We start from the raw sequence: 22,315 nt of genomic DNA, 5'->3' as shown, positions 1-22,315 counted from the left end.
ATGGAAATATTTATTACAATTATCGCAGGAATTTTGTTTACGGTCGCAACCTATCTTGTTTTAAGTAAATCGCTGCTGCGTATTATTTTGGGCCTGTCTTTGTTTTCGCATGGTGTCCATTTGATGCTAATGGCAATTAACGGATTGAAGAAGGGGGCCGCTCCTTTGCTGGGAGAAGGCGCCGAGAGCTACACCGATCCGATACCGCAGGCGTTAATACTTACCTCCATCGTTATCAGTTTTGCACTTACTGCATTTTCATTAGTGCTGGGATACCGGGCTTATCAAGAGCTGGGTACTGATGATGTGGAGAAGTTAAGGGGACAAACCGATGAATAATATAGTTGTACTTCCAATCTTTCTTCCGCTGCTATTTGCGATTGTTTTATTCTTTTTTCAAGGGCGCCACAAGCTTCAGCATGTTATCGCTACATCTGGTGCAGCGGCGACGCTTGTTGTCTCCCTGATGCTTATCGGCCAGGTATACAATAACGGAATACAGGTTTTGCATATTGGGGGCTGGAGGGCGCCGTACGGTATTCCGCTCGTAGCTGATATGCTCGCTGTGCTGCTGGCAGCAGTAGCTTCTATAGTAACGCTCGCCTGTATTTTATATGCCCAGCATTCGATTGGAGAGCAGCGCAAAAGCAACTATGTTTACCCTTTAATGCTGCTGCTGTTGACAGGGGTAAACGGTTCGTTTTTGACAGGAGATATTTTTAATCTATTTGTATTTTTTGAAGTGATGCTGCTGGCATCTTATGTGCTCATTAGCTTGGGCAGCGGGAAAACGCAGCTTCGGGAGACGATTAAGTATGTCGTCATTAATATGCTTTCCTCTAGCCTGTTTGTTATAGCAATCGCTTATTTGTACTCGATTACAGGCACGCTCAATATGGCCCATTTGGCTGAAAGAGTGGCGGAATCAGGCCAAACAGGCTTGCTGACAACAGTAAGCTTGCTGCTCCTCACTGTATTTGGATTGAAATCAGCGCTGCTTTTATTTTTCTGGCTGCCAGGCTCTTATCGTGTGGCGCCGCTTCCTATTATGGCTTTGTTCGGCGCATTGCTGACTAAAGTCGGTATTTACACCATACTTAGAACGTTCACGTTAATATTTAATCATGAGCCGCAAATTACCCATCAAATAATGCTGTGGATGTCGGCTATTACGATGGTGCTTGGCGCAATAGGCGCGGTTGCTTATTGGAGCATCAAACCGATTCTCGTCTACAACATTATTATTTCTATCGGTTTTATTGTATTCGGCATCGCACTTGCCACTCCTGAATCGCTTGGCGGAGCTTTGTATTATCTCATTCACGATATGCTCGCTAAAGCATTAATTTTCATACTTGGGGGTACTATTATCAGTATTGCCGGCACAGATAAGCTTAAAGAAATAAGCGGGCTTATCCGCTATCGTCCATGGCTTGGCTGGCTGTTCCTGTTAGCTGCGCTAGCATTGGCAGGCGTTCCGCCGCTTAGCGGCTTTATCGGTAAAATAACCGTTTTAAAGAGTGGAATCTCAGAGCAGCAATATGTGATGACAGCAATCGGAATTATAACAAGCCTGTTCGTGTTGTATTCCGTTATCAAAATATTTATTAACAGCTTTTGGGGAGAAACCTTGCTGAGCGAAGGCGAGGAAAAATCGACTGGCAAAGGAGCATTGCTGCCAGCGGCATTACTTGCCATTCTCGTAGTTGGAATGGGTGTTGGAGCAGAGGGTGTCATGCTGTTTGTCAATGAAGCTGTACAGGTGATGACAAATCCATCTTTATATATAGAGGCTGTGCTGTACTCTTCGTAGCGCCGGCCGTTTGATCAGGGAGGAAGTGATAGGAAAGTGACGATGCAAATATTGCTCAATTTGCTCATTGCAATGGTATGGATGCTGCTTCATGATGAGTGGAATACATTAACCTTTATGATCGGCTACGTCATTGGAATGAATATGATCTTTATACTAAGACGATTCTTCCCAACACCTTTCTACGGCCGCAGAGTATGGGCTATTATTAAACTGCTTTATTTATTTGGCATCGAAATTGTAAAGTCGAGTGTTATTGTTATCGCTCAAATTACACGTCCCAAAATTAATATTCAGCCTGGGATATTCAAAATGACTACCTCGCTCAAGTCGGAATGGGAAATTACGATGCTGTCCAATCTGCTTACGCTTACGCCAGGCTCTGTCATTATGGAGGTAGCGCCAGACGAAGGAATTCTTTATGTCCACGCTATGGATGTTGCCGAGTTTCAGGAAGAGATCGAGAAGACGAAGCGCTTGTTTGAGAAAGCGATTAGAGAGGTGATGGGCTAATGTTCGATACGCTGCTCTTTATATGTATGAGCCTCTTGTCAATATCTATCGTTATCGCTCTGTATCGCGTTGTAAAAGGGCCTACTTTGCCAGATCGCATATTAGCGCTTGATTCAATCAGCTACAGCATTATTGGGATTATTGCGATTCTATCGATCCTGCTTGATTCCAGGGCTTACCTGGAGACGATTCTGCTAATCGGCATACTGGCATTCCTCAGCACAATCGCCCTATGCAGATTTTTGGAAAGAGGTGTCGTGATTGAACGGAACCGCGATCATTGAAATTATTGTGCTTATTTTAATCATATCAGGCACAATTCTCAGCTTGATAAGCTCGCTTGGCTTTATACGCCTTCCAGATGTTTATAATCGTTCTCATGCCGCTACCAAGAGTATTACTCTAGGCATTATGTTTGTATTGCTCGCTACCTTTATATACTTTTGGTTCGTCCATAACATTATTAGCATCAGACTGCTGCTCGGAATTATTTTTGTATTTTTGACTGCTCCGGTAGCTGGCCATATGATTGTCCGGTCCGCTTATCGGTCGGGGACCAAGCTGTCGGACACCAGCATCAAGGATGATCTGGGCGATGATCTAAAGAAGCATAAAGAAGCGCTGGAAAGCCAATCCTAACGATACACAATTCCTCATCAGCATATGTCTTCGTAGAAGAAGATATGGGGTGGGGAATTTTTTTGTATAATATGACGACGATCGTTAAAATTTGCTGTATAATCATGGGCAATATGACGTAAAAGGAGTATGTGCAATGCGGGAGCAAACGATTATTCGCTTTGAACATGTGACGAAGCGGTATGCTCATAATGAGGAAGCAGTCTTGAAGGATGTCAGCTTTACAATTGAAAGAGGCAAGTTCTATACCCTTCTAGGTCCTTCCGGCTGCGGCAAAACGACAATTCTAAGATTAATTGCTGGATTTACGGAACCATCTGAAGGGAATATTTATTTTAACGGGCGAATTATTAATAAGGTTCCTGCCAATGAGCGGCAGGTGAATACGGTATTTCAAGACTACGCATTATTTCCGCACCTCAATGTATTTGAGAATGTAGCATTTGGTCTTCGTATTAAAAAGCTTAAAAATGCTGCTATTGCCGAAAAGGTTAAAGAAGCGCTGCGTTTTGTTAACCTTAGCGGATATGAGAATAGAGAAATTTCCGAGATGTCCGGCGGCCAGAAGCAGCGTGTAGCTATAGCCCGGGCGATTGTAAATGAGCCGGAGATTATACTGCTCGATGAGCCGCTGTCCGCGCTCGATTTGAAGCTTCGAACAGAGATGCAGTATGAGCTGCGCGAGCTGCAGCGGCGGCTCGGCATCACGTTTATTTTTGTTACGCATGATCAAGAAGAAGCGCTTGCCATGTCAGATGAAATATTCGTTATTAATGGCGGAAAAATTCAGCAGTCAGGCACGCCTACAGATATTTATGATGAGCCTATTAACCGTTTTGTTGCAGATTTTATTGGAGAATCCAATATCGTCAAGGGTAAAATGACACGAGATTTCGAGGTGGAGTTTGGCGGCCATGCCTATGAATGCGTCGACCAAGGGCTGCTTCCTAATGAAGTAGTGGATATTGTCATTCGGCCCGAGGATCTAGAAATTACTTCTCCTGACAAAGGCAAGCTGCAGGTACGGGTAGACTCACAGCTGTTCCGCGGCGTCCACTATGAAATTTGCTGCTATGACGCTGCGAACAATGAATGGCTGGTGCATTCTACACGGAAAGCTGCGGTTGGAGAGCATATTGGTCTTTATTTTGATCCCGAAGCGATTCATGTCATGCGTTTGAATGAGACGGAGGAGGAATTCGACAAGCGTCTCGAGTCCTACGGCGGGGAGAATGATAGCGATGGCTAATAAGGCAAGAAGCTTATACCTAATCCCTTATCTACTATGGATTGCCCTATTTGTCATTGCGCCAATCGTATTGATTGTGTACTATTCTTTGTTTGATGTAGAAGGCAATTTCACGTTCAGTAATTACGAAAAATTTTTTACACCTGTTTATTTGAAAATGACGCTAAGCTCGTTTTGGTATGCTTTTTTAATTACAGCATTTTCACTGCTGGTAGCTTATCCGACCGCTTATTTACTGACCAAGACAAAGCATAAGCAATTATGGCTGCTGCTCATTATCGTGCCAAGCTGGATTAACCTGTTGTTGAAAGCATATGCTTTTATCGGCTTGTTTGGCACATATGGGTTTGTTAATGCTGTGCTGGAGTGGAGCGGCATCGGCACGAAACAAATTTTATTTACAGATTTCAGTTTTATATTTGTTGCCGTATATATATTTATTCCATTTATGATATTGCCTATATTCAACGCCCTCGAAAAAATGAACCCAACTCTAGTGTTTGCGGCCAGAGATTTGGGGGCATCGGCTTGGACTACATTTAAGCGAGTTATATTCCCGTTAACGATTAACGGTGTTAAGGCAGGCTGCATGTCCGTCTTCATTCCTGCGCTTTCCTTGTTTATGATTACGCGCCTTATTGCAGGCAATCGGGTTATTACACTTGGAACAGCTATTGAGCAGCATTTTCTCGTTACGCAGGACTGGGGAATGGGTGCGACGATTGCCGTGTTCCTTATTATTGCGATGGCATTATTTATGGTGCTGACCGGCAGCAGAAAGAAAGGAGTGCTGGACATTGTTAAAAAATAGATGGAAGCTCTCCAATCTTTACTTGATTGCTATATTTATTATTTTATATGCGCCGATTTTTTATCTGATTTTGTATTCGTTTAACAGCGGCGGCTCCATGCGCAGCTTCGAAGGGTTTACGTGGGAGTTTTATGCCGATGTATTCCAGGATACGCGTTTGCTTATTATTGTGATGAATACGTTCGTAATAGCGCTTCTGTCTGCTGTTATTTCGACAATACTGGGCGTACTTGGCGCGATTGCAATTTATCAGCTGCGCAGCAATCGTCCCAAGCAGACCTTGCTTACACTCAACAATGTATTAATCGTAAGTCCGGATGTCATTATCGGTGCGTCATTTTTAATCTTGTTCACGTTTATTGGCATTCAGTTGGGATTCGTGTCGGTATTGCTGGCCCATATTGCGTTTAGCGTGCCGATCGTCGTTATTATGGTATTGCCTAAGCTTGAGGAAATGAGCAGCACGCTCATCGATGCTGCTCGTGATCTTGGAGCAAGCTCATGGGATGTGCTGTCAAAAGTAATTTTGCCTTACATTAAACCAGGCATATTTGCCGGCTTCTTCCTGGCATTAACATACTCGCTGGATGATTTTGCAGTGACCTTCTTTGTTACTGGCAATGGCTATTCAACATTATCCGTCGAGATTTATTCACGGGCAAGACAGGGAGTGTCCTTGTCGATCAATGCGCTTTCGGCATTGCTGTTCCTCTTCACCATATTACTAGTTGCAGGCTATTACTTTATTAATCAGCGGAATCAAAAGCCTGCCAGCAAGGAGGAGAGAGGATGAAACAGCTAGTCCGCACATTTCTGCTTGTCGTTATAGCAGCTTTAGGAATGATGTACGCAGCCAAAATGCTTAACTCCAGCGCAGGCTATTCCAGTGGAAATACACTGACGATCTACAATTGGGGAGACTACATTGATCCAGATTTAATTAAGCAGTTCGAGCAGGAAAGCGGAATTAAAGTTATTTACCAAACCTTTGACTCCAACGAAGCGATGATGACTAAAATTTCGCAAGGCGGAACCGCCTTCGATATCAGTATTCCTTCAGAGTATGCCATCAGCAAAATGAAGGAGGAAAATTTGCTTCAAAAGCTGGATCATAGCAAGCTTCCGAACTTGCAATATATTGATCCGCGCTTTATGCATCTTTCTTTTGATCCGGACAATGCGTATTCAATCCCATACTTCTGGGGAACGTTAGGCATCGTCTATCATCCTGATTTGGTTGGCGATCTGACCTTTGAAAGCTGGGATGAATTGTGGAGCGAACAGCTGCGCAATCAAATTTTATTGGTGGACGGGGCGAGAGAGGTTATAGGAATGGGCCTTAACAGCTTGGGCTATTCCTTGAATGATACGAATGAAGAGCATTTGCAGGAAGCGGTGAAGAAGCTTACGAAGCTGACACCCAACGTAAAGGCTATTGTAGGCGATGAAATCAAAATGCTGTTGGCCAATGAGGAAGCTGCTGTAGGCTTAGTATGGTCCGGCGATGCTTCAGAAATAATGGATGAAAACGATGTGCTGGAATATACAGTTCCTGAAGAAGGTTCAAATCTATGGTTTGATAATATGGTTATTCCAGCCTCTGCGCGCAATGTAGAAGGAGCGCACCAGTTCATTAATTTTATGCTCGATCCCGAGGTCGCTGCGCAAAATGCAGAGTATGTCGGCTATTCTACGCCTAATAAAGCTGCTCTGGAGCTGTTGCCCGAAGATATTTCAGGAGATGAGCGCTTTTATCCGGATGAGGAATTAACGGCGCGGCTTGAGGTTTATAACAATTTGGGCGCTAAAATGCTGTCGCACTATAACGAGCTATTTTTGCAATTCAAAATGCACCGCAAGTAATGTAATTATTTCCAGTCCACCCTGCTTATTCGAGTGTCTAGAAAGGGTAAGCCTGTGCTTATTATGTCTTGTTTACTACAAGATCGGGTTGCTGTTTAAGAGGAAGACACAACATCTAGGCAAGCTTAAAGCAGGGCGGATATTTTATAAAATCTGGTTAAAATTAAAGACATATTAATGACAATTGGACAAATTCCTAAAAATATACACATTTTTTTGTGAAAAAATCCTTTCAAAATAAGATATGACAGGTTAAAATTATTAAATCGGCTACTGCCTCGAGTCGAACTTTAAAAAGAAGGACTGAAACGGTATGACAGCAACTACGGTTAAAGAGAATTTAAACCCTTATGAGATCGCTCAACAGCAGGTTGATGCAGCCGCAAAGCTGTTGCAACTGCCGGAGCATGTCACTAATTTATTGAAGCATCCAAAGCGTGTGCTTTCGGTAAGCTTTCCAGTAAAAATGGATGACGGTTCGGTTAAAGTTTTTGAAGGCTTTCGAGCGCAGCACAATGATGCGATCGGACCTACAAAGGGAGGAATTCGATTCCACCCGGGAGTTACACTTGATGAAGTGAAAGCTTTGTCGATGTGGATGAGCTTTAAGTGTGGTGTAGTAGGTTTGCCGTATGGCGGTGGCAAAGGCGGCGTAATTTGTGATCCTCATGATTACAGCAAAGCTGAAGTTGAACGGATTAGTAGAGGATTTATGGAAGCAATTGTAGACTTCGTTGGACCGGACAAAGATATACCTGCACCAGATGTGTACACTACCCCGCAAATCATGGGCTGGATGATGGACACGTACAGCAGGTTGAAAGGCACTTATTCACCTGGCGTTATTACAGGCAAGCCGCTAATTGTCGGTGGCTCTAAGGGTCGTAATGAAGCAACAGCTCAAGGCTGTGTGTACACGATTCTTGCAGCACTAGAGGACAAAGGATTGCCGGTTGAGAACGCGACAGTTGCTATTCAAGGGTACGGAAACGCGGGAAGAATTGCAGCGCGCTTGCTAAGCGAAGCAGGCTGCAAGGTTGTAGCAGTAAGTGATTCGAAATGCGGTATCTATGATGCAAATGGCCTTGATCTTGAGGTTGTAGGTAATTTGAAAGACAATTCCTCCATTGCAGAATATGGCCAATCCCATATCATTACAAACCAAGAATTGCTTGAACTAGAAGTAGACATCCTCGTACCAGCCGCTCTAGAGAATGTCATTACGGCAGCTAATGCAGACAACATTAAAGCAAAAATCATCGCAGAAGCCGCTAATGGACCAACTACCCCTGAAGCAGATCGCATCCTATTCAGCAAAGATATTACAGTTATCCCAGATATTCTTGCTAATGCAGGCGGAGTTACCGTTTCCTATTTCGAGTGGGTACAAAATCTTCAGCACTACTACTGGAGCGAAGCAGAAGTATTGGATCGTCTAAAAACAAATATGATTATTTCCTATGAAGCAGTTCGCGATATGGCAAATGAATTCAAAACTGACTTCAGAACTGCTGCGTATATGATTTCTATCAAGCGCATTGCATCTGCAATGGAAGCACGCGGCTGGATCTAATAACCGTCATAATGAAGGATGATGTTAGATTGAAAAAAAAAATTAAGATTGGAATAGTAGGCTATGGCAATCTGGGCCGTGGAGTAGAGCTTGCAATCGCACAAAGCCCCGATATGGAGCTGAAGGCTATCTTTACGAGACGCGACCCGGCTACTATTACTTCAACGACAAAAGCATATACGATAGATGACGCAGAAAAGTTTACCAATGAAATTGATGTTATGATTTTGTGCGGCGGTTCGGCTACTGATTTGCCTGAGCAAGGCCCGCAATTCGTAAAAATGTTTCATACGGTGGACAGCTTTGACCGCCATGCGCGAATTCCGGAATATTACGATTCTATTAACGAAGCTGCGGTTGCAAGCGGCAAGATTGGAGTAATCTCCACCGGTTGGGATCCAGGATTGTTTTCCTTGAATCGCCTGCTTGGCGAAGCGGTATTGCCAGAAGGCAAGGAGTATACGTTCTGGGGCAAAGGTGTGAGCCAAGGTCATTCCGATGCGATTCGCCGTGTGAATGGCGTCAAAAATGGCGTGCAGTACACGATCCCAAGTGAAGATGCTGTCGAGAGAGTACGCGCTGGAGAAAATCCTGAGCTGGATACTCGCGAGAAGCATATCCGTGTTTGTTATGTTGTGAAGGAAGAAGGCGCTGATGAGACGGCAATCGCAAATGAAATCAAAACGATGCCGAATTATTTCGCTGACTACGATACAACGGTACACTTTATTACAGAAGACGAGCTGAAAGCTGAGCATTCTGCAATGCCTCATGGCGGCATGGTGCTTCGCAGCGGCAAAACAGGAACAGGCAATACGCAAATTATAGAATTCGGTTTGAAGCTGGACAGTAATCCTGAGTTTACAGCGAGTGTTGTAGTAGCATGTGCAAGAGCAGCCTATAAGCTTGCTGAAGAGGGTCAAAGAGGCGCTAAGACGATCTTTGATATTCCGCTAGGCTATTTGTCGCCTAAGTCTGGAGCTGAGCTTCGAAAGGAAATGCTGTAATCATCTAATTGCGGCGAGCCTAATATGAATCAAACAGATTGAAGAAGTCCCAGGCAGAGTAATGCTTGGGACTTCTTCACTATTTAAGTAAGCTAAGGTTACTTTTGTATGAAAGTTGACTTATTATTACATAAAGTAAATAATTTCTTGAACGTATGCAGGAGGGGCTGCAATGATGAAATGGATAAAAATGAGCGGTAAATGCCTTCTAGCCGCATTTTTATTGTTGTTTGCGCTACTCTGTTTGTTTGAAATTGTTTTTATAGCAGGCATATGGTTTAAATCGACTTTTGAGGGGATCGATTAATTGTGGGCAACTAATGATAAGCAATAAGAAAGGGGAACGAAGAGCAAGATTGGGAATGGAGAAGCGGCAGCGTCCGCCTTTGTAGACCAATTTTATCCTTTATAGGGGTTATTTCATCAAAAAATTGGACTACAACAGCGGTCGGAATCCCAAACTTGATCGTAGCAGTATCCCTTACGATTGCCTTATCCACAATTAATCGACACCCTCCATTTATTAGCCGAATAAAGAACGGAGGCTGGCAGTAGTGGCAGGTTCAATCATTATGAATGAGAAAATAAAAGCAGCAGAAGTTTTGCTGACTGGATTAGATGGGCAGGAGATAGGCGTAGTTTCTCGCGAGGATGCACTTGATATGGCTAAGCAGCAATCCGCAGATCTGGTATGTACATCGCTGATGAGCAGTCCGCCGCCCTGCCGCCTTGTTGCCAAGGGGCAAGCCAAGCAGCAGCGCGATCAGCAGAAAAAGCAGGAAAGCAATAAGCCAGCCAAAGTGAAGGAGCTTCGTCTGTCACCAGAGATTGAAGAGCATGATTATGAGACGAAATGCCGTCAGGCACAAAAGCTTCTTGAGTCAGGCCACTCCGTACTGCTGGTTGTCAAAATTAGCGGCAAGCAGGGAGCGGCAGCGAAGGAGCTTGTCGAAAGATTAGTAAAGGATCTGGCAGAATCGGGGAGCAAGCAAACAGGAATACAAGTGAGCGGCAAGCAGGCGGCAGTACAACTTCAGCCTAAAGCTGAATAGAGTTACGGGCATAAGAGAGCAAGAATGGGAATGGAGAAGCGGCAGCGTCCCCCTTTGTAGGCCAATTTTATCCTTAGCAGGGTTTATTTATTAAGAAAAATTAGACTACAACAGCGGTCGGAATCCCAATCTTGATCGCAGTGGCACCCCTTCTTATTGCTTGTTGCCTTATCCACAATTAATCGACAGTCTCCAGGGAAGCCTTAATGTAATAAAAATATCCAGCCTGAGGTTGACGAACAAGCATTCAATCATATAAACTATAGTTACGCTTAATTTCCGATCTTTCGAATCGGAAAGCGGGGGAACCAATCTTGTGGGGCGAATAGATCGCATGAAGCGAATCTTAGGGGACCATCTTACCCGAGTCCGTCAGCTAACCTCGTCAGCAGTGGGTGGGTCATTGCTTTCTTAATTTATAATCTTACACATAATGACCCTGTTAAAGTGATAGCAGCAGTCCTACGCGACTGCAAGCTCTATTGCTTTGCTGGCACCTGCCGGCCGGGGTTATTTTTTGTTTTTCGTCAGACCATCCACTGGTGAAGCGTGCATATCAAATCTTATTTTAGGAGGGGTTTGAATGGCGCAGCCAAAGTATGTTATGAATTTAGATCGTCTCACAATGATTCCGGAGAGTGAACGAGAGCGACTAAAGCCGATAACAGAAAAGTTTGCATTTCGTGTGAATGATTATTACTTATCGCTCATTGATTGGAATGATCCCGATGACCCGATTCGCAGGTTAGTTATACCGAACGAGGGAGAGCTGATGGAATACGGCAGATGGGACGCTTCTGATGAGGAAGCCAACTATGTCGTGCCAGGGTGCCAGCATAAGTATGGCACAACTGCACTGCTTATTGTGTCAGAGGTATGCGGTGCGTATTGCAGATATTGCTTCCGCAAACGTTTATTCCGCAATGATGTGAAGGAAGCAGTATCCAATGTCGATCCGGGAATTGAGTATATCGCCGCCAATCCGAGTATTAACAATGTATTGCTCACTGGCGGAGACAGCTTAATACTTGGAACACCTAAGTTAAGAAGCATTATTGAACGCTTGAGAGAGATTGACCATGTCAAAATTATTCGCCTCGGCTCCAAGATGCCGGTATTTAATCCGATGCGAATCTATGAGGATGAAGCATTGCTGGAGTTGATCAAGCAGTATTCTACGCCTGAGAAGCGAATCTATGTCATGGCTCATATCAACCACCCACGAGAAATTACGCCGGAGGCAAAGCGCGGCTTTCAAGCGCTGCATGAGGCTGGCGCCATTGTTGTCAATCAAACCCCTATTATTCGCGGCATAAACGATGATGCTGACGTACTTGCCGAGCTGCTGGATCAATTGTCCTGGGCCGGCGTTACCCCTTACTATTTCTTTATTAACCGCCCTGTTGCCGGAAATCGTGATTTTGTCGTTTCTTTGCAAAGAGCATACCAGCTTGTTGAACAGGCTAAAGCAAAGACGTCAGGTCTAGGCAAGCGCGTCAGATTATCGATGAGCCATTCTTCAGGCAAAATAGAAATATTGGCGATTGAGAACGGTAAGGCGTATTTGAAGTATCATCAGTCCCGAGAGGGCAATTACGGTCAGTTTATGATTCTTGATTGTCCGCCAGAGGCGTCATGGTTTGACGATTTGCCTGGCAGCGAGAAGTATTGGCAGAAGGAAGTAGAAGAGCAGGAGAGCGAGGCTATCGAGGCAGTGTAACTGGAACTGTACTTGCTCATGCAGACTTGCGCAAGCTGCTGCCGCTGCTGCTTTGCAGTAAGCTATTGTTGTTCAACGAGGCAGGCATTATAATGAATGAACAATAGCTATTGTAAAGCAGATTAGCAGGAAGGGGCATGTTGCAATGAATATACATGAGCAAGACAGAGAGCTTACAGCTGCTCAACTGGCCGCTATGATCGACCATACGCTGCTGAAGCCGGAAGCAACCAAACAAGAGATTATTGAGCTGTGCAAGGATGCCAGGCAGTATCAATTTGCTACAGTTTGCGTAAACCCAAGCTGGGTTTCGCTGGCAGCCAAGGAGCTGTCAGGCACTTCAACTGGTGTTACAACTGTAGTAGGCTTTCCATTGGGGGCGACCAGCTCGGCTGCCAAGGCATTTGAAGCCAAGCAAGCGATTATGGATGGGGCTAATGAAATTGATATGGTGCTGAATATCGGCTTGCTGCGATCTGGAGAGCTTGCAGCAGTAGAGCAGGATATTGCTGCAGTTGCGCAGGCATGCGGCGATCAGGCCGTTCTGAAGGTTATTTTGGAATCAGGCATGCTGTCTGACGAAGAAATTGTTACTGCATGCGAGCTGTCCGTCCGTGCAGGGGCCAACTTTGTCAAAACGTCTACCGGCTTTGGGAAGGGCGGAGCAACAGAGCAAGCTATTGCTTTGATGCGCCAAACGGTAGGTCCTAATATCGGCGTCAAAGCCTCTGGCGGAGTCCGCGATTATGATACGACCTGCCGCATGATTAAGGCAGGCGCGAGCCGCATTGGTGCTAGCGCAAGCGTTGCGATTGTGCAGGGTCAAAGCGGAGAAGGCTACTAATCATCATATTTAAACAAAAAAGCTGCCAGTCATATACTAGATTGCGCAGCTCATTTTGTTTATATCCTACTGCTGCAGGGAGCGATTTGCTCACAGAGCCGGTCAGTCGTTCCGTTATTTCGCCCAAAATTGCAGTTTAGAGGAAGTAAAGTGACAGACGTTCCGTTATTTGCTATTAAATGGCGGAAAGAGCCCCGTTTAGAACCGAATAGCGGAACATGTGGCCGCGAAATTAAAAAAATGGTGGTTTTAAGGCAAATAACGGAACGTGTGTCCAATTCGATTCATTATGGGCAAGCATTTATAAGCACGAAACAACGGAACGTCCAGCCAGGGATATTCCGTTTTCTATATTTTACTAAGAACCGGCACTTCCTTACCCAAGGAAGTGCCGGTTCTGCTTGTCGCCTATTATTTTGCGTCTGCTGTTTCTTCTTTATTTTTATCCAGTGAGTTTTCAATTTTTGCTTTATCTTGGAGCTCTGCAGTCAAACCGCTCTCTTCAGCTGCAGCTTCCTGGCCAATAAGCATAGTGCGGATCGGGTTTTTGAGCTCGTCCAGCGAAGCGCCTTTCTTATCTTCGGTTTTCTTAATAATATGATATCCGAATTCAGATTTGACGATATCGCTTACTTGATCAACTTCTAGTGCGAATGCTGCCTCTTCAAATTCCGGAACCATTTGTCCTTTCCCGAAGTAGCCCAGATCACCGCCCATGCTGCTGGAGCCGTCTTTTGATTTCTCTTTGGCCAGCTCGGCAAAATCTGCTCCGCCTTTCAACTGCTCAGCAATTTCCTTTGCTTCCTCTTCTGTATCAACTAGAATATGCGAAGCTCTGATTGTATCAGTACCGCCAATGCTGTCCTTGTACTGCTCATAAAACTCTTCAATTTCCTTGTCCGTTACTTTCGTATTCGGTTCATGTGCCTTTCTGACCAAAGCTTGCTGACGAACATTAAAGCTTAGCGCCTCGATAGTAATATTATTTTGTTTAAGCGCTTCCTGGAATTGCTCCTCGCCGCCCATGCTCATTTTAATAGCGTCAATTTCGTCGGTGATATCCTGGTCTGTAAAGGAAATGTTTTTTGCTTTAAGCTCCTGCTCAAGAAGCTCGTTGTTAATCATCGTATCAAGAATGGAAGGGCCGGCCAGCAATAGCATTTTCTCATATAAGCTTTCTTTATCAATCGTATTGCTGTTAACCTTCGCTACCGCTTCATTTTTAATGCCAAACGGCGGCTTGATCAATACAAACACTAGTACGGCAGCAAGCACCAGGCTCGTAATCATCCAGGCAGTTCCGCCTTTTTTTACAACTGGAGCTGGAGGAGCAGTGAAGCCGGATGAAGCATTTGCTTGTTGAACGCTATTGTGCGCTGCAGCTTCCTGTTCAATACTTGCATCGTCTTCCTTGAAAGCTTGCTCGTCAGCCTCCGCTTGCTCTGAATTTTCTGCGTCATCCGGGTTGCCTGAGCTCACAGCTGCTGAATTTTCTGCTTGTTCTTTTTCGTAAGCGTATCTTTCTGTATTCGCAGCCTCCACCTCTTGATTCTCTTTTTTGGACTGCGATTGCTCGTTGCTCATTCCATAAACTCCCTTCGAAATCGCTTTTTCCATAACTATATCAAAATATGTACAAAAAAACCTTAATCTAATATAAAATTGTTGCAACTTATGTCGAATCCCTTGGTGCTAATTGGTATACTAATACTTGGTAGTATGACTACAAGTGTGAAGCACGGGTTGTTGCGGAGGGATCAATGATCAGTATTAACGGCAGTTATAATGACTGGATAGTATTATTATCTTTTATGATTGCATTATTTACATCTTATTCTGCTCTTAATCTTACCTATAAGCTATCGAAAACGACAGGCCGGGCACAGTGGAGGTGGCTTGTCGTTTCCGGGTTAGTTATGGGGTTTGGCATATGGTCCATGCATTTTGTCGGAATGCTGGCTTTTCATATGGAAGTTCAAGTAAATTACCATTTGCAAACCACGATCATATCATTATTAGCCAGTATTTGCGCTTCAATGTTTGCTTTTTACATAACGAACAGGAGCACCAGCAGTAAATATACGCTCCCATTGGCTGCAGTTATTATGGGCGCTGGTATTGTAACGATGCATTATACGGGTATGGCGTCGATGCAAAGCGCATTTCTACAAATTAAATATGATCCGCTGCTCTTTATTTTGTCTGCTGTTATTGCAGTCATGGCCTCGTATGCAGCGTTGTTCTTCTTTATTCGTTTTCGCCATCGCCATAAATCGGCATGGACCAAATGGCTCGTTGCTTTTCTCATGGGCACAGCTATTTGCGGCATGCACTATACAGGCATGGAAGCGAGCTCCTTCTGGTGTATTGACCCGGTATTGGCAGCCTCACTGCCGCAGAGCTCAACAGATATTTTTCTTATTTTTGCAGTCAGTATTGTTATGCTTGCCTTAGTGGTCGTAACTTCCTTCGCCCTGTTCTGGGAGAGGAAGATATTGAAACAGATGGCGTATAGCGATCCTTTAACAGGATTGCCTAACCGGCATGCGATGAATCAATATTTTACGGACATACAGCCCAAACATTCCTTTTCTGTGCTTTTTCTAGATTTGGACCAATTTAAGCTGATTAATGATACGCTGGGGCATGATGTTGGCGATTTGCTTGTGAAGGAAGTCGGCAGTCGTATTAGCGGCTTTATGAACGCCAGCAGTCATATTTTCAGGCTTGGCGGCGACGAGTTTTTAATGGTTACGAATGAAAAGCAGCATCACAACGCAGAGCGATTGGCTGAACAGATCTTGGAAGAAATACGCAAACCGTATGTGTTAATCGGCAATGAGCTGTATGTAACGGGATCTATTGGCATCAGCTATTCGCCTGAGCACGGGACAACCTTGACCGATTTGCTGAAATCTGCGGATACGGCTATGTACTACGCCAAAGGGTTGGGCAAAAATCAGTACTGTTCATACAATGAAGAACTGAATCATAAATTAGTAAGGCGCATGGAAATTGAAAAGGGCTTGCGTACTTCTTTTGTGCTGGATCAATTGAAAATCCACTACCAGCCAAAATGGAATGCGGAGACAAACAAGCCTATCGGCTTCGAAGCGCTGCTGCGCTGGACTCATCCAACGCTCGGCAATATTGCACCGGCAGAATTTATACCTATTGCGGAAGAAACGGGATTGATTGTACCTATAACAAGATGGGTATTGAAGCAGGCTTGTATGGATTGCACGCAGTGGAATGCAAAAGGCGACAGTAATCTTTCGGTATCTGTAAATCTCTCTTTGAAAGTTATTGAAAGCAAAAATCTATGGGATATGGTGGACAAATCCTTACAGCAATCTGGCTTATCGCCAGAGCTGCTGGAGCTGGAAATAATAGAGTCAGTTGTACATAACGACGTGGAGGAAGTGCTGCAGCAGCTTAAGCCTATTCAAGAAATAGGCGTGCGTATTTCCATGGACAACTTCGGCTCGGGCTATTCGTTCTTGGGTTCGATTGGTCAAATACCATTTCATACGCTAAAAATCGACAGATTATATATGCAGGATTTTGAATCGCCCACCAAACAGGCAGTTGTTAATTCAATCGTCACCTTGGCAAGTGAATTAAAGCTTCAGCTCATTGCTGAAGGAGTCGAGAATGAAAGCCAGCTGCAGTTTTTGAAAAGAGCAGGCTGCTCTATTATGCAAGGCTATTATTTTAAGCAACCAATGCCGCGAGAGGAATTGGATGCTTGGCTCGATGGGTTGTCCGCATAGTTTAATAGTCCCGCAATGCACTGGAGGAGGAGACAGATGAGGAAAAAAGCGGGCGTTTATGCAGCGCTGTTGGCATGTATTTTTTTGCCTCTGCTTGCTTATTTACTATTGAACATCTCTGCCTATAATGTGACTATCGAAGCGCCAAGAGAGCATTTTTATGTAGTCAGCATTGTTTCGATGCTGGCGCTTCTCCTTGCCATTGTTGTCAGTTTTATTGCTGTACGAGTTCGAAATATTAAAGTTAGCTTCTTATCCTTAGCGTACTTATCTCTGTCTGCTCTTTTTTTGTTAATCGGCTTGTCCTCATCGGCAGATGTCATGCGATTGCATGAATCCGAGAGTAATGCGATTTATTTGAGTGTTCTGCTAGCCTCGTTCTGGCTGTGGCTTTCTACAATCGCAGTTGACCGTTTTGCCATTCGCTGGTTTGCCAGAAGGCAAGCCTGGCTTTTGCCGGTTTGGTCCCTTTTACTGCTAATCGGCGTACTCGTGGTATGGAATGAACCAGAGTTAATGAAGCTGCTGTACATGGGCTCGTTAAGCAAATGGATTATACTAGCGGTTATTATTGCGCTTAACAGCTGGACGATTCGTCATTATGTCCATAATTATACGGTGTCGTGCTTTCCGTTGCAGCTGGCGATGGCTTATAGTACAGGCTGGATGATGGCTGCTGGAATTATTATAACAACAGGCGAGACATGGAGCTTGAGCTGGTGGACGTTCCATGTGCTCTTGTTTGCTGCTGTCGCTATTATGATGATCGGTATGCTTAGGGAGTATTGGAGCAGAGGCTCGCTGCTATCTACGTTTAAGCAGTTATTTTATATTCATTCCTTTGACTGGATGAGAATGTATATACGGCCGAGCGTTAAGCAGCTTGTTATGACGACCGAGGCAAGGGATGCTTATACGGCGGGTCATAATTATCGTGTAGCTAGGTATGCGTTAAAGCTCGGAGAAGAGCTTAAGCTTCCGCTGGCTCAGCTACAAGCAATTATGCAAGGAGGGCTAGTGCATGATGTGGGCAAGCTTTCCATTCCTAATCAAATATTGAACAAACCTGGGAAGTTAACGCCAGAAGAACGGGCTATTATCGAAGAGCATCCCGTTGCGGGATATGAAATATGCAAGCGACTCGGTTTTATGATTGAAGGGCTGTCTATCATTCGATCTCATCATGAAAAGTTCAATGGCACTGGCTACCCAGACCGCCTGCAAGGCCAGGAAATACCGCTGCTGGCTAGAATTACAGCAATAGCAGATGTCTATGACGCGCTTACTTCAACACGCTCGTATCGAAAAGCAATGACGCAGGAAGAAGCGATGGCCATTATTGTAAAAGAGAGCGGCAGACATTTTGACCCCCATTGCGTAGAAGCGTGGAAACGTGTCGTGGCAGAGCAATCAGATTTTTTTTCTAATATAATGCAGACAAATTCTCCTGTTAAGCTATAATAACATTTATACACTAGTTCAATATTTTGGAAGTGATGGAAATAGAACGAATGGTGGAGGAAGCGGTATAAGGAGGAATATGCATGTCACTTCGTACAAAAGGGTTACTTCTTATCGTCATTATTTCTCTCATTCCTCTTCTTATTGCGGGCTACGGGAATTATACTGCAGTCAAGCATACGATGCTGCAAACGGAGTATGACAAAATTGCAAGCCAGCTTGATATGCGCTCTAAGGAGCTCTCCGCTTGGATTTCGATCCGTCAGGCAGAATTATTGATAATGAGCCGAACGCGTCTCGTAAGATATGGAACGAGCGAGGAGCGAATCGCTTATTTCGAGCGGGAGCTGGCTCGAAGCGGATTTTCAGAAGCAGCACTCGGTTTTATTGATTCAAATGGAACGGCAGTACGCAGCGATGGCGCATCATTAAATTTAAGTGATGAGTCTTTTTTCCAGTTGGCTCTAAAGGGCGAAACTATTATAACCGATCCCTATACATCAAAGCATTTTTTAAATTACGAAACGGTTATAGCGGTACCGGTCTTTGACCCCGAATCCTTTCAAAATGTCGGAGTGCTTTATGCAGCTATACCATTCACCTCATTGCTTCCTTACTTAAATATACCTGATCCGGGAACGCCGACAAGATTGTACAACCAGGACGGATTGGTGCTTTATTGCTCAGACATCAAAGAAGCTTCCTTATATAATATACAGGACAAGTCCTCCAAGTTTTATACAGCATCAGCGGAGATGCTATTGAATGACAGCGGAACTGCACTAGCAAAGTATGAGGGGAAGCGCGATCTTGTCTTTTATACAAAAGTTGCTGATACGCCATGGCGGCTTGCGCTTCAGGTGCCGGAATCAGCCTTCCAAACGAAGCTGAATCCAATCTTTTGGAGAATTATGCTTATGATCGTTTTATCGGAAGCAACGATTGTTTTATTGTTCCTTATTTATTTTGAAAGAATTATACATCGCTTGAAAAAGATTTTATCGGTAACAGAGCTAGCCGCTGGCGGAACTTTTCGAACGGAACGATTGAATGCGGTTCCAAGAGACGAAATAGGAATGCTGGCGCATTCTGTGAATGGGATGACAGAGCATTTGCAGGAAATGTTTGATCGGCTAAGCGCGATCATTAATCAGAACCAGTATCCGTTTATCGTTTTGGATGAAAATTATTATGTCACGTATATGAATAAGGCCGCAGAAGAAATGCTCGGCTATGAGCTTTATGAGCTGAAGGGAATTGCTACCCCGCTTGATTTTATTGCAGAGGATGAAATTAATAGAGAGGCACAGAAGCTTTCTATTAAGCTAGGCAAAGTAATAGAGCCGTCACTGGAGCTGTTTCAGGCGCTGCAAAACGAGCATGCCTCATATGAGAGAGAATGGTTTTTTATCCGGAAGGATGGGACTCGAATTCCAACTATTTTAAGCTCTAACGGCTTGCATGACCGATCCGGCCAACTAACAGGCATCGTCGGCATGCTTCAGGATATAACGGAACGTAAAAAGACGGAAACCGTTCGCAACCGCCTGCTTGAAATATTGGAATCAGCAAAGGATCTCATTGCTTCGGTAGATATTAGAGGAGATATTGTCTACATTAACAAAGCAGGCAAAGAGCTGCTCGGTATTACGAGTGAAGGAGAGATGTCTGAGGGTACGCTGGAGCAATTTGTGGATAACCAAATGTTTGAGGTGCTGCGCAGAGGAGGCGATTGGGCCAAGCGACACGGATTTTGGGAAAGCGACGCGGTGCTGAAAAGACTGGATGGGCAGGCCGTATATGTATCGATGATTGTCGTTACACATATCGATGAATTGACCGGCGAGATTTTTTTCTCTTGTGTAGCAAGAGATGTATCCGAGCAAAAGCTCGTACAGGAGGAGCTGCTTAGAGCAACCTTAAAGGCTGATGAGGCGAATCGGGCGAAAAGCCACTTTCTGGCCTTGATGAGTCATGAAATACGTACGCCGCTTAACGGCATTATCGGCTTGCTGCAGCTTATGAACAAAACAGAGCTTTCACAGGTTCAAAAGGAATATATGAATATGCTGGCCGTTTCCTCCGAAACCTTGCTGCATATTATTAATGACGTGCTTGATTTCTCGAAAATCGAGGCCGGCAAGGTTGAGCTTGACCGCTATCCTTTTCAACTGGATGTACTGCTGCAGCGTTTGACCAATCAATTAAGCGTATTTCTGGATGAAAAGGAAAACCTGGAGTTTATACTGGATGTCCCAAAACGGCTGCCGCTTATTCTTGTAGGAGATGCAGTCCGCTTAGAGCAGGTTCTGCTTAATTTATGTACGAATGCGATTAAATTTACATACAAGGGCAATGTGAGGCTTAAAGTGGAAGTGTTAGACCAGTCTGAGCAGTCAGCAGATATCCGTTTCCTTATTTCCGATACGGGAATTGGAATGAGCGAGGAACAGATGGACAAGTTGTTCAAGCCGTTTACTCAGGCAGACAGCTCCACCACGCGTAAGTTTGGAGGCACTGGTCTGGGGCTTGTTATTTCCAAAACATTTGTAGACCTGATGGGAGGGGAATTACAGGTTTCCAGCGAGGAGGGGATTGGCAGCACCTTTGAATTCGTACTTACCTTTGCTTCCAATGCTTTGCCGCTGGAGTCCGCTGCAGCTATAAGTATTGAAAACAAACAACGCTCAGTCTGGATTGTCGAGGATAATAAGCAAATGCGCGAGCAGCTACTGTCCGTCGTCGATTTTTTTGAAATGAAGGCGACTGAGTATTCAGCCTGGGAATATGCCTTGGAGCAGCTGCTTGATCAAAAGCAGCCATCGCCTGACATTATTATTTTTGATATGTCTATGTTTTCAGGCAATAAAATCGAGCATTGGCTGGAGCTGAAGCATGTAGCGGACAAGAAAGCTGTACGTACTGTAGCGATTACAACATCGTCGAATCAAAATGAACTGTTGCGCCTTGCGGAGCAGGATCAGCCCTATTGTATCGTAACGAGTCCGATTACGCGCATGAATTTATTCCGTGCAATGAATAAGGTTTTTGAAACAGAGAGCAATGATTTCGTCAAAGCTGCCCGTGAAACGGCCGCAGCGATAAGCAGCAGAATCCCATCCACTCCAAAAATATTGCTTGTTGAAGATAACAAAATCAATCAAATGGTTGCTATCGAAATGCTGCAGCAGGGGGGGTATGAGGTTGAGCTGGCTGAGAACGGGTCGATAGCTTTGCAGAAGTTTGTTGCTGACAGCTGGGATTTGGTGCTTATGGATATACATATGCCGGTTCTTGATGGGGTGGAAGCCGTTCGCGCTATAAGACAGGATTCCAAGTACGATCATATTCCTATTATTGCGATGACAGCCAATGCTGTTAAAAAAGATCATGAGTCTTATATCAGCGTAGGAATGAATGATGTCATTACAAAGCCGGTAAGAGCAGAGCGCTTATACAGTGTAATAGATTTTTGGCTAAAGGGCGGCCATATTTTGCAGCTGCGAGAACGGGAAGTAAACGAATGGGCGGATAAAGGGGAAGAGGAAAAGAAGCGGGAGCAGGCAAAAGATGCTCATATGGAAGTTTGCGGAATGGATATTGCCAATGCATTGGAGCGCATTAATGGCAAAAAAACGATTTTACTTCATATGATGCGGCAATTTTCTCTCGATTATTTTAGATTTTCTGAGCAGCTTAGCATGGAAATCAGCAATCAAAATGTTGATGTAGCGCTTCGTATGCTGCATACATTGCGAGGAGCCTCCGGTTACCTTTCGGCGATAGAGGTTTATCAATCCGCCAGTCGAATTTCAGAGCTGCTCAAGGAAAACGACCGCGGCAGCGATGCGGTTATCGAACGGGAACAGCAGCTGTTAAAAAATAATTTAAGCATGTTAATTAAAGGCATGGAAAAGTATTTAAAGGAGAATTGGGAATGAGCTAACAAATTTCTAACAAATAGTTGTTCATGTTCTTTTCCTCATGTATAGTTAAA

Annotated in this window: 20 protein-coding genes and 1 riboswitch; of the genes, 19 read left to right on the top strand and 1 reads right to left on the bottom strand. The window is 44.4% G+C overall.

What is annotated here, in order from left to right:
- From ACRRU2_RS17530 to deoC, 16 genes are all read left to right on the top strand, one after another.
- The gene (locus ACRRU2_RS17530; protein WP_331700791.1) at positions 1–339 is read left to right on the top strand and encodes a Na(+)/H(+) antiporter subunit C; all 339 of its coding nucleotides are present in this window, start codon (positions 1–3) and stop codon (positions 337–339) included.
- Positions 332–1,813 carry a Na+/H+ antiporter subunit D gene (locus ACRRU2_RS17525; protein WP_432503603.1) on the top strand — a complete coding sequence of 494 codons (1,482 nt, stop codon included), beginning with the start codon at positions 332–334 and terminating at the stop codon, positions 1,811–1,813. The genes ACRRU2_RS17530 and ACRRU2_RS17525 overlap by 8 nt, the downstream gene beginning before the upstream one ends.
- Before the next feature lie 42 nt (positions 1,814–1,855).
- Entirely contained in the window at positions 1,856–2,326 is a 471-nt protein-coding gene (locus ACRRU2_RS17520) for a Na+/H+ antiporter subunit E (RefSeq protein WP_432503619.1), read from the top strand.
- On the top strand, positions 2,326–2,610 hold the full coding sequence (locus tag ACRRU2_RS17515) for a Na(+)/H(+) antiporter subunit F1 (protein WP_331700793.1): 285 nt from the start codon (positions 2,326–2,328) through the stop codon (positions 2,608–2,610). Before ACRRU2_RS17520 ends, ACRRU2_RS17515 begins: the two co-directional genes overlap by 1 nt.
- Positions 2,588–2,965, top strand: coding sequence for a monovalent cation/H(+) antiporter subunit G (mnhG, locus tag ACRRU2_RS17510; protein WP_331700794.1), 378 nt, complete (start codon positions 2,588–2,590; stop codon positions 2,963–2,965). Before ACRRU2_RS17515 ends, mnhG begins: the two co-directional genes overlap by 23 nt.
- 136 nt (positions 2,966–3,101) lie before the next feature.
- Positions 3,102–4,214, top strand: a complete 1,113-nt coding sequence (locus tag ACRRU2_RS17505; protein WP_331700795.1) for an ABC transporter ATP-binding protein — start codon at positions 3,102–3,104, stop codon at positions 4,212–4,214.
- The gene (locus ACRRU2_RS17500; RefSeq protein ID WP_331700796.1) at positions 4,207–5,025 is read left to right on the top strand and encodes an ABC transporter permease; all 819 of its coding nucleotides are present in this window, start codon (positions 4,207–4,209) and stop codon (positions 5,023–5,025) included. The genes ACRRU2_RS17505 and ACRRU2_RS17500 overlap by 8 nt, the downstream gene beginning before the upstream one ends.
- Positions 5,012–5,818, top strand: coding sequence for an ABC transporter permease (locus ACRRU2_RS17495; RefSeq protein WP_432503599.1), 807 nt, complete (start codon positions 5,012–5,014; stop codon positions 5,816–5,818). Before ACRRU2_RS17500 ends, ACRRU2_RS17495 begins: the two co-directional genes overlap by 14 nt.
- Entirely contained in the window at positions 5,815–6,888 is a 1,074-nt protein-coding gene (locus tag ACRRU2_RS17490; RefSeq protein WP_432503597.1) for an ABC transporter substrate-binding protein, read from the top strand. The genes ACRRU2_RS17495 and ACRRU2_RS17490 overlap by 4 nt, the downstream gene beginning before the upstream one ends.
- 313 nt (positions 6,889–7,201) lie before the next feature.
- On the top strand, positions 7,202–8,461 hold the full coding sequence (locus ACRRU2_RS17485; protein ID WP_331700799.1) for a Glu/Leu/Phe/Val family dehydrogenase: 1,260 nt from the start codon (positions 7,202–7,204) through the stop codon (positions 8,459–8,461).
- Positions 8,462–8,490: 29 nt separating this feature from the next.
- On the top strand, positions 8,491–9,468 hold the full coding sequence (locus tag ACRRU2_RS17480; protein WP_432503595.1) for a diaminopimelate dehydrogenase: 978 nt from the start codon (positions 8,491–8,493) through the stop codon (positions 9,466–9,468).
- A gap of 172 nt (positions 9,469–9,640) precedes the next feature.
- Positions 9,641–9,775, top strand: coding sequence for a hypothetical protein (locus ACRRU2_RS17475; RefSeq protein ID WP_432503593.1), 135 nt, complete (start codon positions 9,641–9,643; stop codon positions 9,773–9,775).
- A gap of 265 nt (positions 9,776–10,040) precedes the next feature.
- Entirely contained in the window at positions 10,041–10,520 is a 480-nt protein-coding gene (infC, locus tag ACRRU2_RS17470) for a translation initiation factor IF-3 (RefSeq protein ID WP_432503617.1), read from the top strand.
- Positions 10,521–10,779: 259 nt separating this feature from the next.
- A riboswitch (cyclic di-AMP (ydaO/yuaA leader) is annotated at positions 10,780–10,925 on the top strand.
- 178 nt (positions 10,926–11,103) lie between these two features.
- Positions 11,104–12,240, top strand: a complete 1,137-nt coding sequence (locus tag ACRRU2_RS17465; RefSeq protein ID WP_432503591.1) for a KamA family radical SAM protein — start codon at positions 11,104–11,106, stop codon at positions 12,238–12,240.
- The gene (locus ACRRU2_RS17460) at positions 12,189–12,347 is read left to right on the top strand and encodes a hypothetical protein (RefSeq protein WP_432503589.1); all 159 of its coding nucleotides are present in this window, start codon (positions 12,189–12,191) and stop codon (positions 12,345–12,347) included. The genes ACRRU2_RS17465 and ACRRU2_RS17460 overlap by 52 nt, the downstream gene beginning before the upstream one ends.
- A 38-nt stretch (positions 12,348–12,385) precedes the next feature.
- A complete protein-coding gene (deoC, locus tag ACRRU2_RS17455; RefSeq protein WP_432503587.1) occupies positions 12,386–13,084 on the top strand; it encodes a deoxyribose-phosphate aldolase in 699 nt (232 codons plus the stop codon).
- A 411-nt stretch (positions 13,085–13,495) separates the two neighbouring features.
- On the opposite strand, the gene ACRRU2_RS17450 is transcribed toward deoC, so the two are convergent.
- Positions 13,496–14,668, bottom strand: a complete 1,173-nt coding sequence (locus tag ACRRU2_RS17450) for a peptidylprolyl isomerase (RefSeq protein ID WP_432503585.1) — start codon at positions 14,666–14,668, stop codon at positions 13,496–13,498.
- 176 nt (positions 14,669–14,844) lie between these two features.
- Between ACRRU2_RS17450 and ACRRU2_RS17445 the strand changes: the two genes are divergently transcribed.
- The 3 genes from ACRRU2_RS17445 (at position 14,845) to ACRRU2_RS17435 (ending at position 22,259) form a co-directional block, all read left to right on the top strand.
- On the top strand, positions 14,845–16,857 hold the full coding sequence (locus ACRRU2_RS17445) for a bifunctional diguanylate cyclase/phosphodiesterase (RefSeq protein WP_432503583.1): 2,013 nt from the start codon (positions 14,845–14,847) through the stop codon (positions 16,855–16,857).
- Between the two features lie 36 nt (positions 16,858–16,893).
- Positions 16,894–18,318, top strand: a complete 1,425-nt coding sequence (locus ACRRU2_RS17440; protein WP_432503581.1) for an HD-GYP domain-containing protein — start codon at positions 16,894–16,896, stop codon at positions 18,316–18,318.
- Positions 18,319–18,401: 83 nt separating this feature from the next.
- Positions 18,402–22,259, top strand: coding sequence for a response regulator (locus tag ACRRU2_RS17435; protein WP_432503579.1), 3,858 nt, complete (start codon positions 18,402–18,404; stop codon positions 22,257–22,259).
- Positions 22,260–22,315: the final 56 nt, after the last annotated feature.

It is taken from the genome of Paenibacillus sp. GXUN7292, assembly GCF_050864975.1.
In the GTDB taxonomy this organism is placed as follows: domain Bacteria; phylum Bacillota; class Bacilli; order Paenibacillales; family Paenibacillaceae; genus Pristimantibacillus.
Note: the sequence above shows the minus strand (reverse complement) of the source record. Positions and strands in the feature narration are given on the sequence as shown.

Bases quoted from the DNA above. Each gene is read 5' to 3' on its own strand.
- ACRRU2_RS17450 (WP_432503585.1), bottom strand. From the start codon at position 14,668: ATGAGCAACGAGCAATCGCAGTCCAAAAAAGAGAATCAAGAGGTGGAG.
- ACRRU2_RS17485 (WP_331700799.1), top strand. From the start codon at position 7,202: ATGACAGCAACTACGGTTAAAGAGAATTTAAACCCTTATGAGATCGCT.
- ACRRU2_RS17500 (WP_331700796.1), top strand. From the start codon at position 4,207: ATGGCTAATAAGGCAAGAAGCTTATACCTAATCCCTTATCTACTATGG.
- ACRRU2_RS17440 (WP_432503581.1), top strand. From the start codon at position 16,894: ATGAGGAAAAAAGCGGGCGTTTATGCAGCGCTGTTGGCATGTATTTTT.
- ACRRU2_RS17435 (WP_432503579.1), top strand. From the start codon at position 18,402: ATGTCACTTCGTACAAAAGGGTTACTTCTTATCGTCATTATTTCTCTC.
- ACRRU2_RS17515 (WP_331700793.1), top strand. From the start codon at position 2,326: ATGTTCGATACGCTGCTCTTTATATGTATGAGCCTCTTGTCAATATCT.
- ACRRU2_RS17520 (WP_432503619.1), top strand. From the start codon at position 1,856: ATGCAAATATTGCTCAATTTGCTCATTGCAATGGTATGGATGCTGCTT.
- ACRRU2_RS17465 (WP_432503591.1), top strand. From the start codon at position 11,104: ATGGCGCAGCCAAAGTATGTTATGAATTTAGATCGTCTCACAATGATT.
- deoC (WP_432503587.1), top strand. From the start codon at position 12,386: ATGAATATACATGAGCAAGACAGAGAGCTTACAGCTGCTCAACTGGCC.
- ACRRU2_RS17445 (WP_432503583.1), top strand. From the start codon at position 14,845: ATGATCAGTATTAACGGCAGTTATAATGACTGGATAGTATTATTATCT.
- infC (WP_432503617.1), top strand. From the start codon at position 10,041: ATGAATGAGAAAATAAAAGCAGCAGAAGTTTTGCTGACTGGATTAGAT.
- ACRRU2_RS17525 (WP_432503603.1), top strand. From the start codon at position 332: ATGAATAATATAGTTGTACTTCCAATCTTTCTTCCGCTGCTATTTGCG.
- ACRRU2_RS17505 (WP_331700795.1), top strand. From the start codon at position 3,102: ATGCGGGAGCAAACGATTATTCGCTTTGAACATGTGACGAAGCGGTAT.
- ACRRU2_RS17490 (WP_432503597.1), top strand. From the start codon at position 5,815: ATGAAACAGCTAGTCCGCACATTTCTGCTTGTCGTTATAGCAGCTTTA.
- ACRRU2_RS17530 (WP_331700791.1), top strand. From the start codon at position 1: ATGGAAATATTTATTACAATTATCGCAGGAATTTTGTTTACGGTCGCA.
- ACRRU2_RS17475 (WP_432503593.1), top strand. From the start codon at position 9,641: ATGATGAAATGGATAAAAATGAGCGGTAAATGCCTTCTAGCCGCATTT.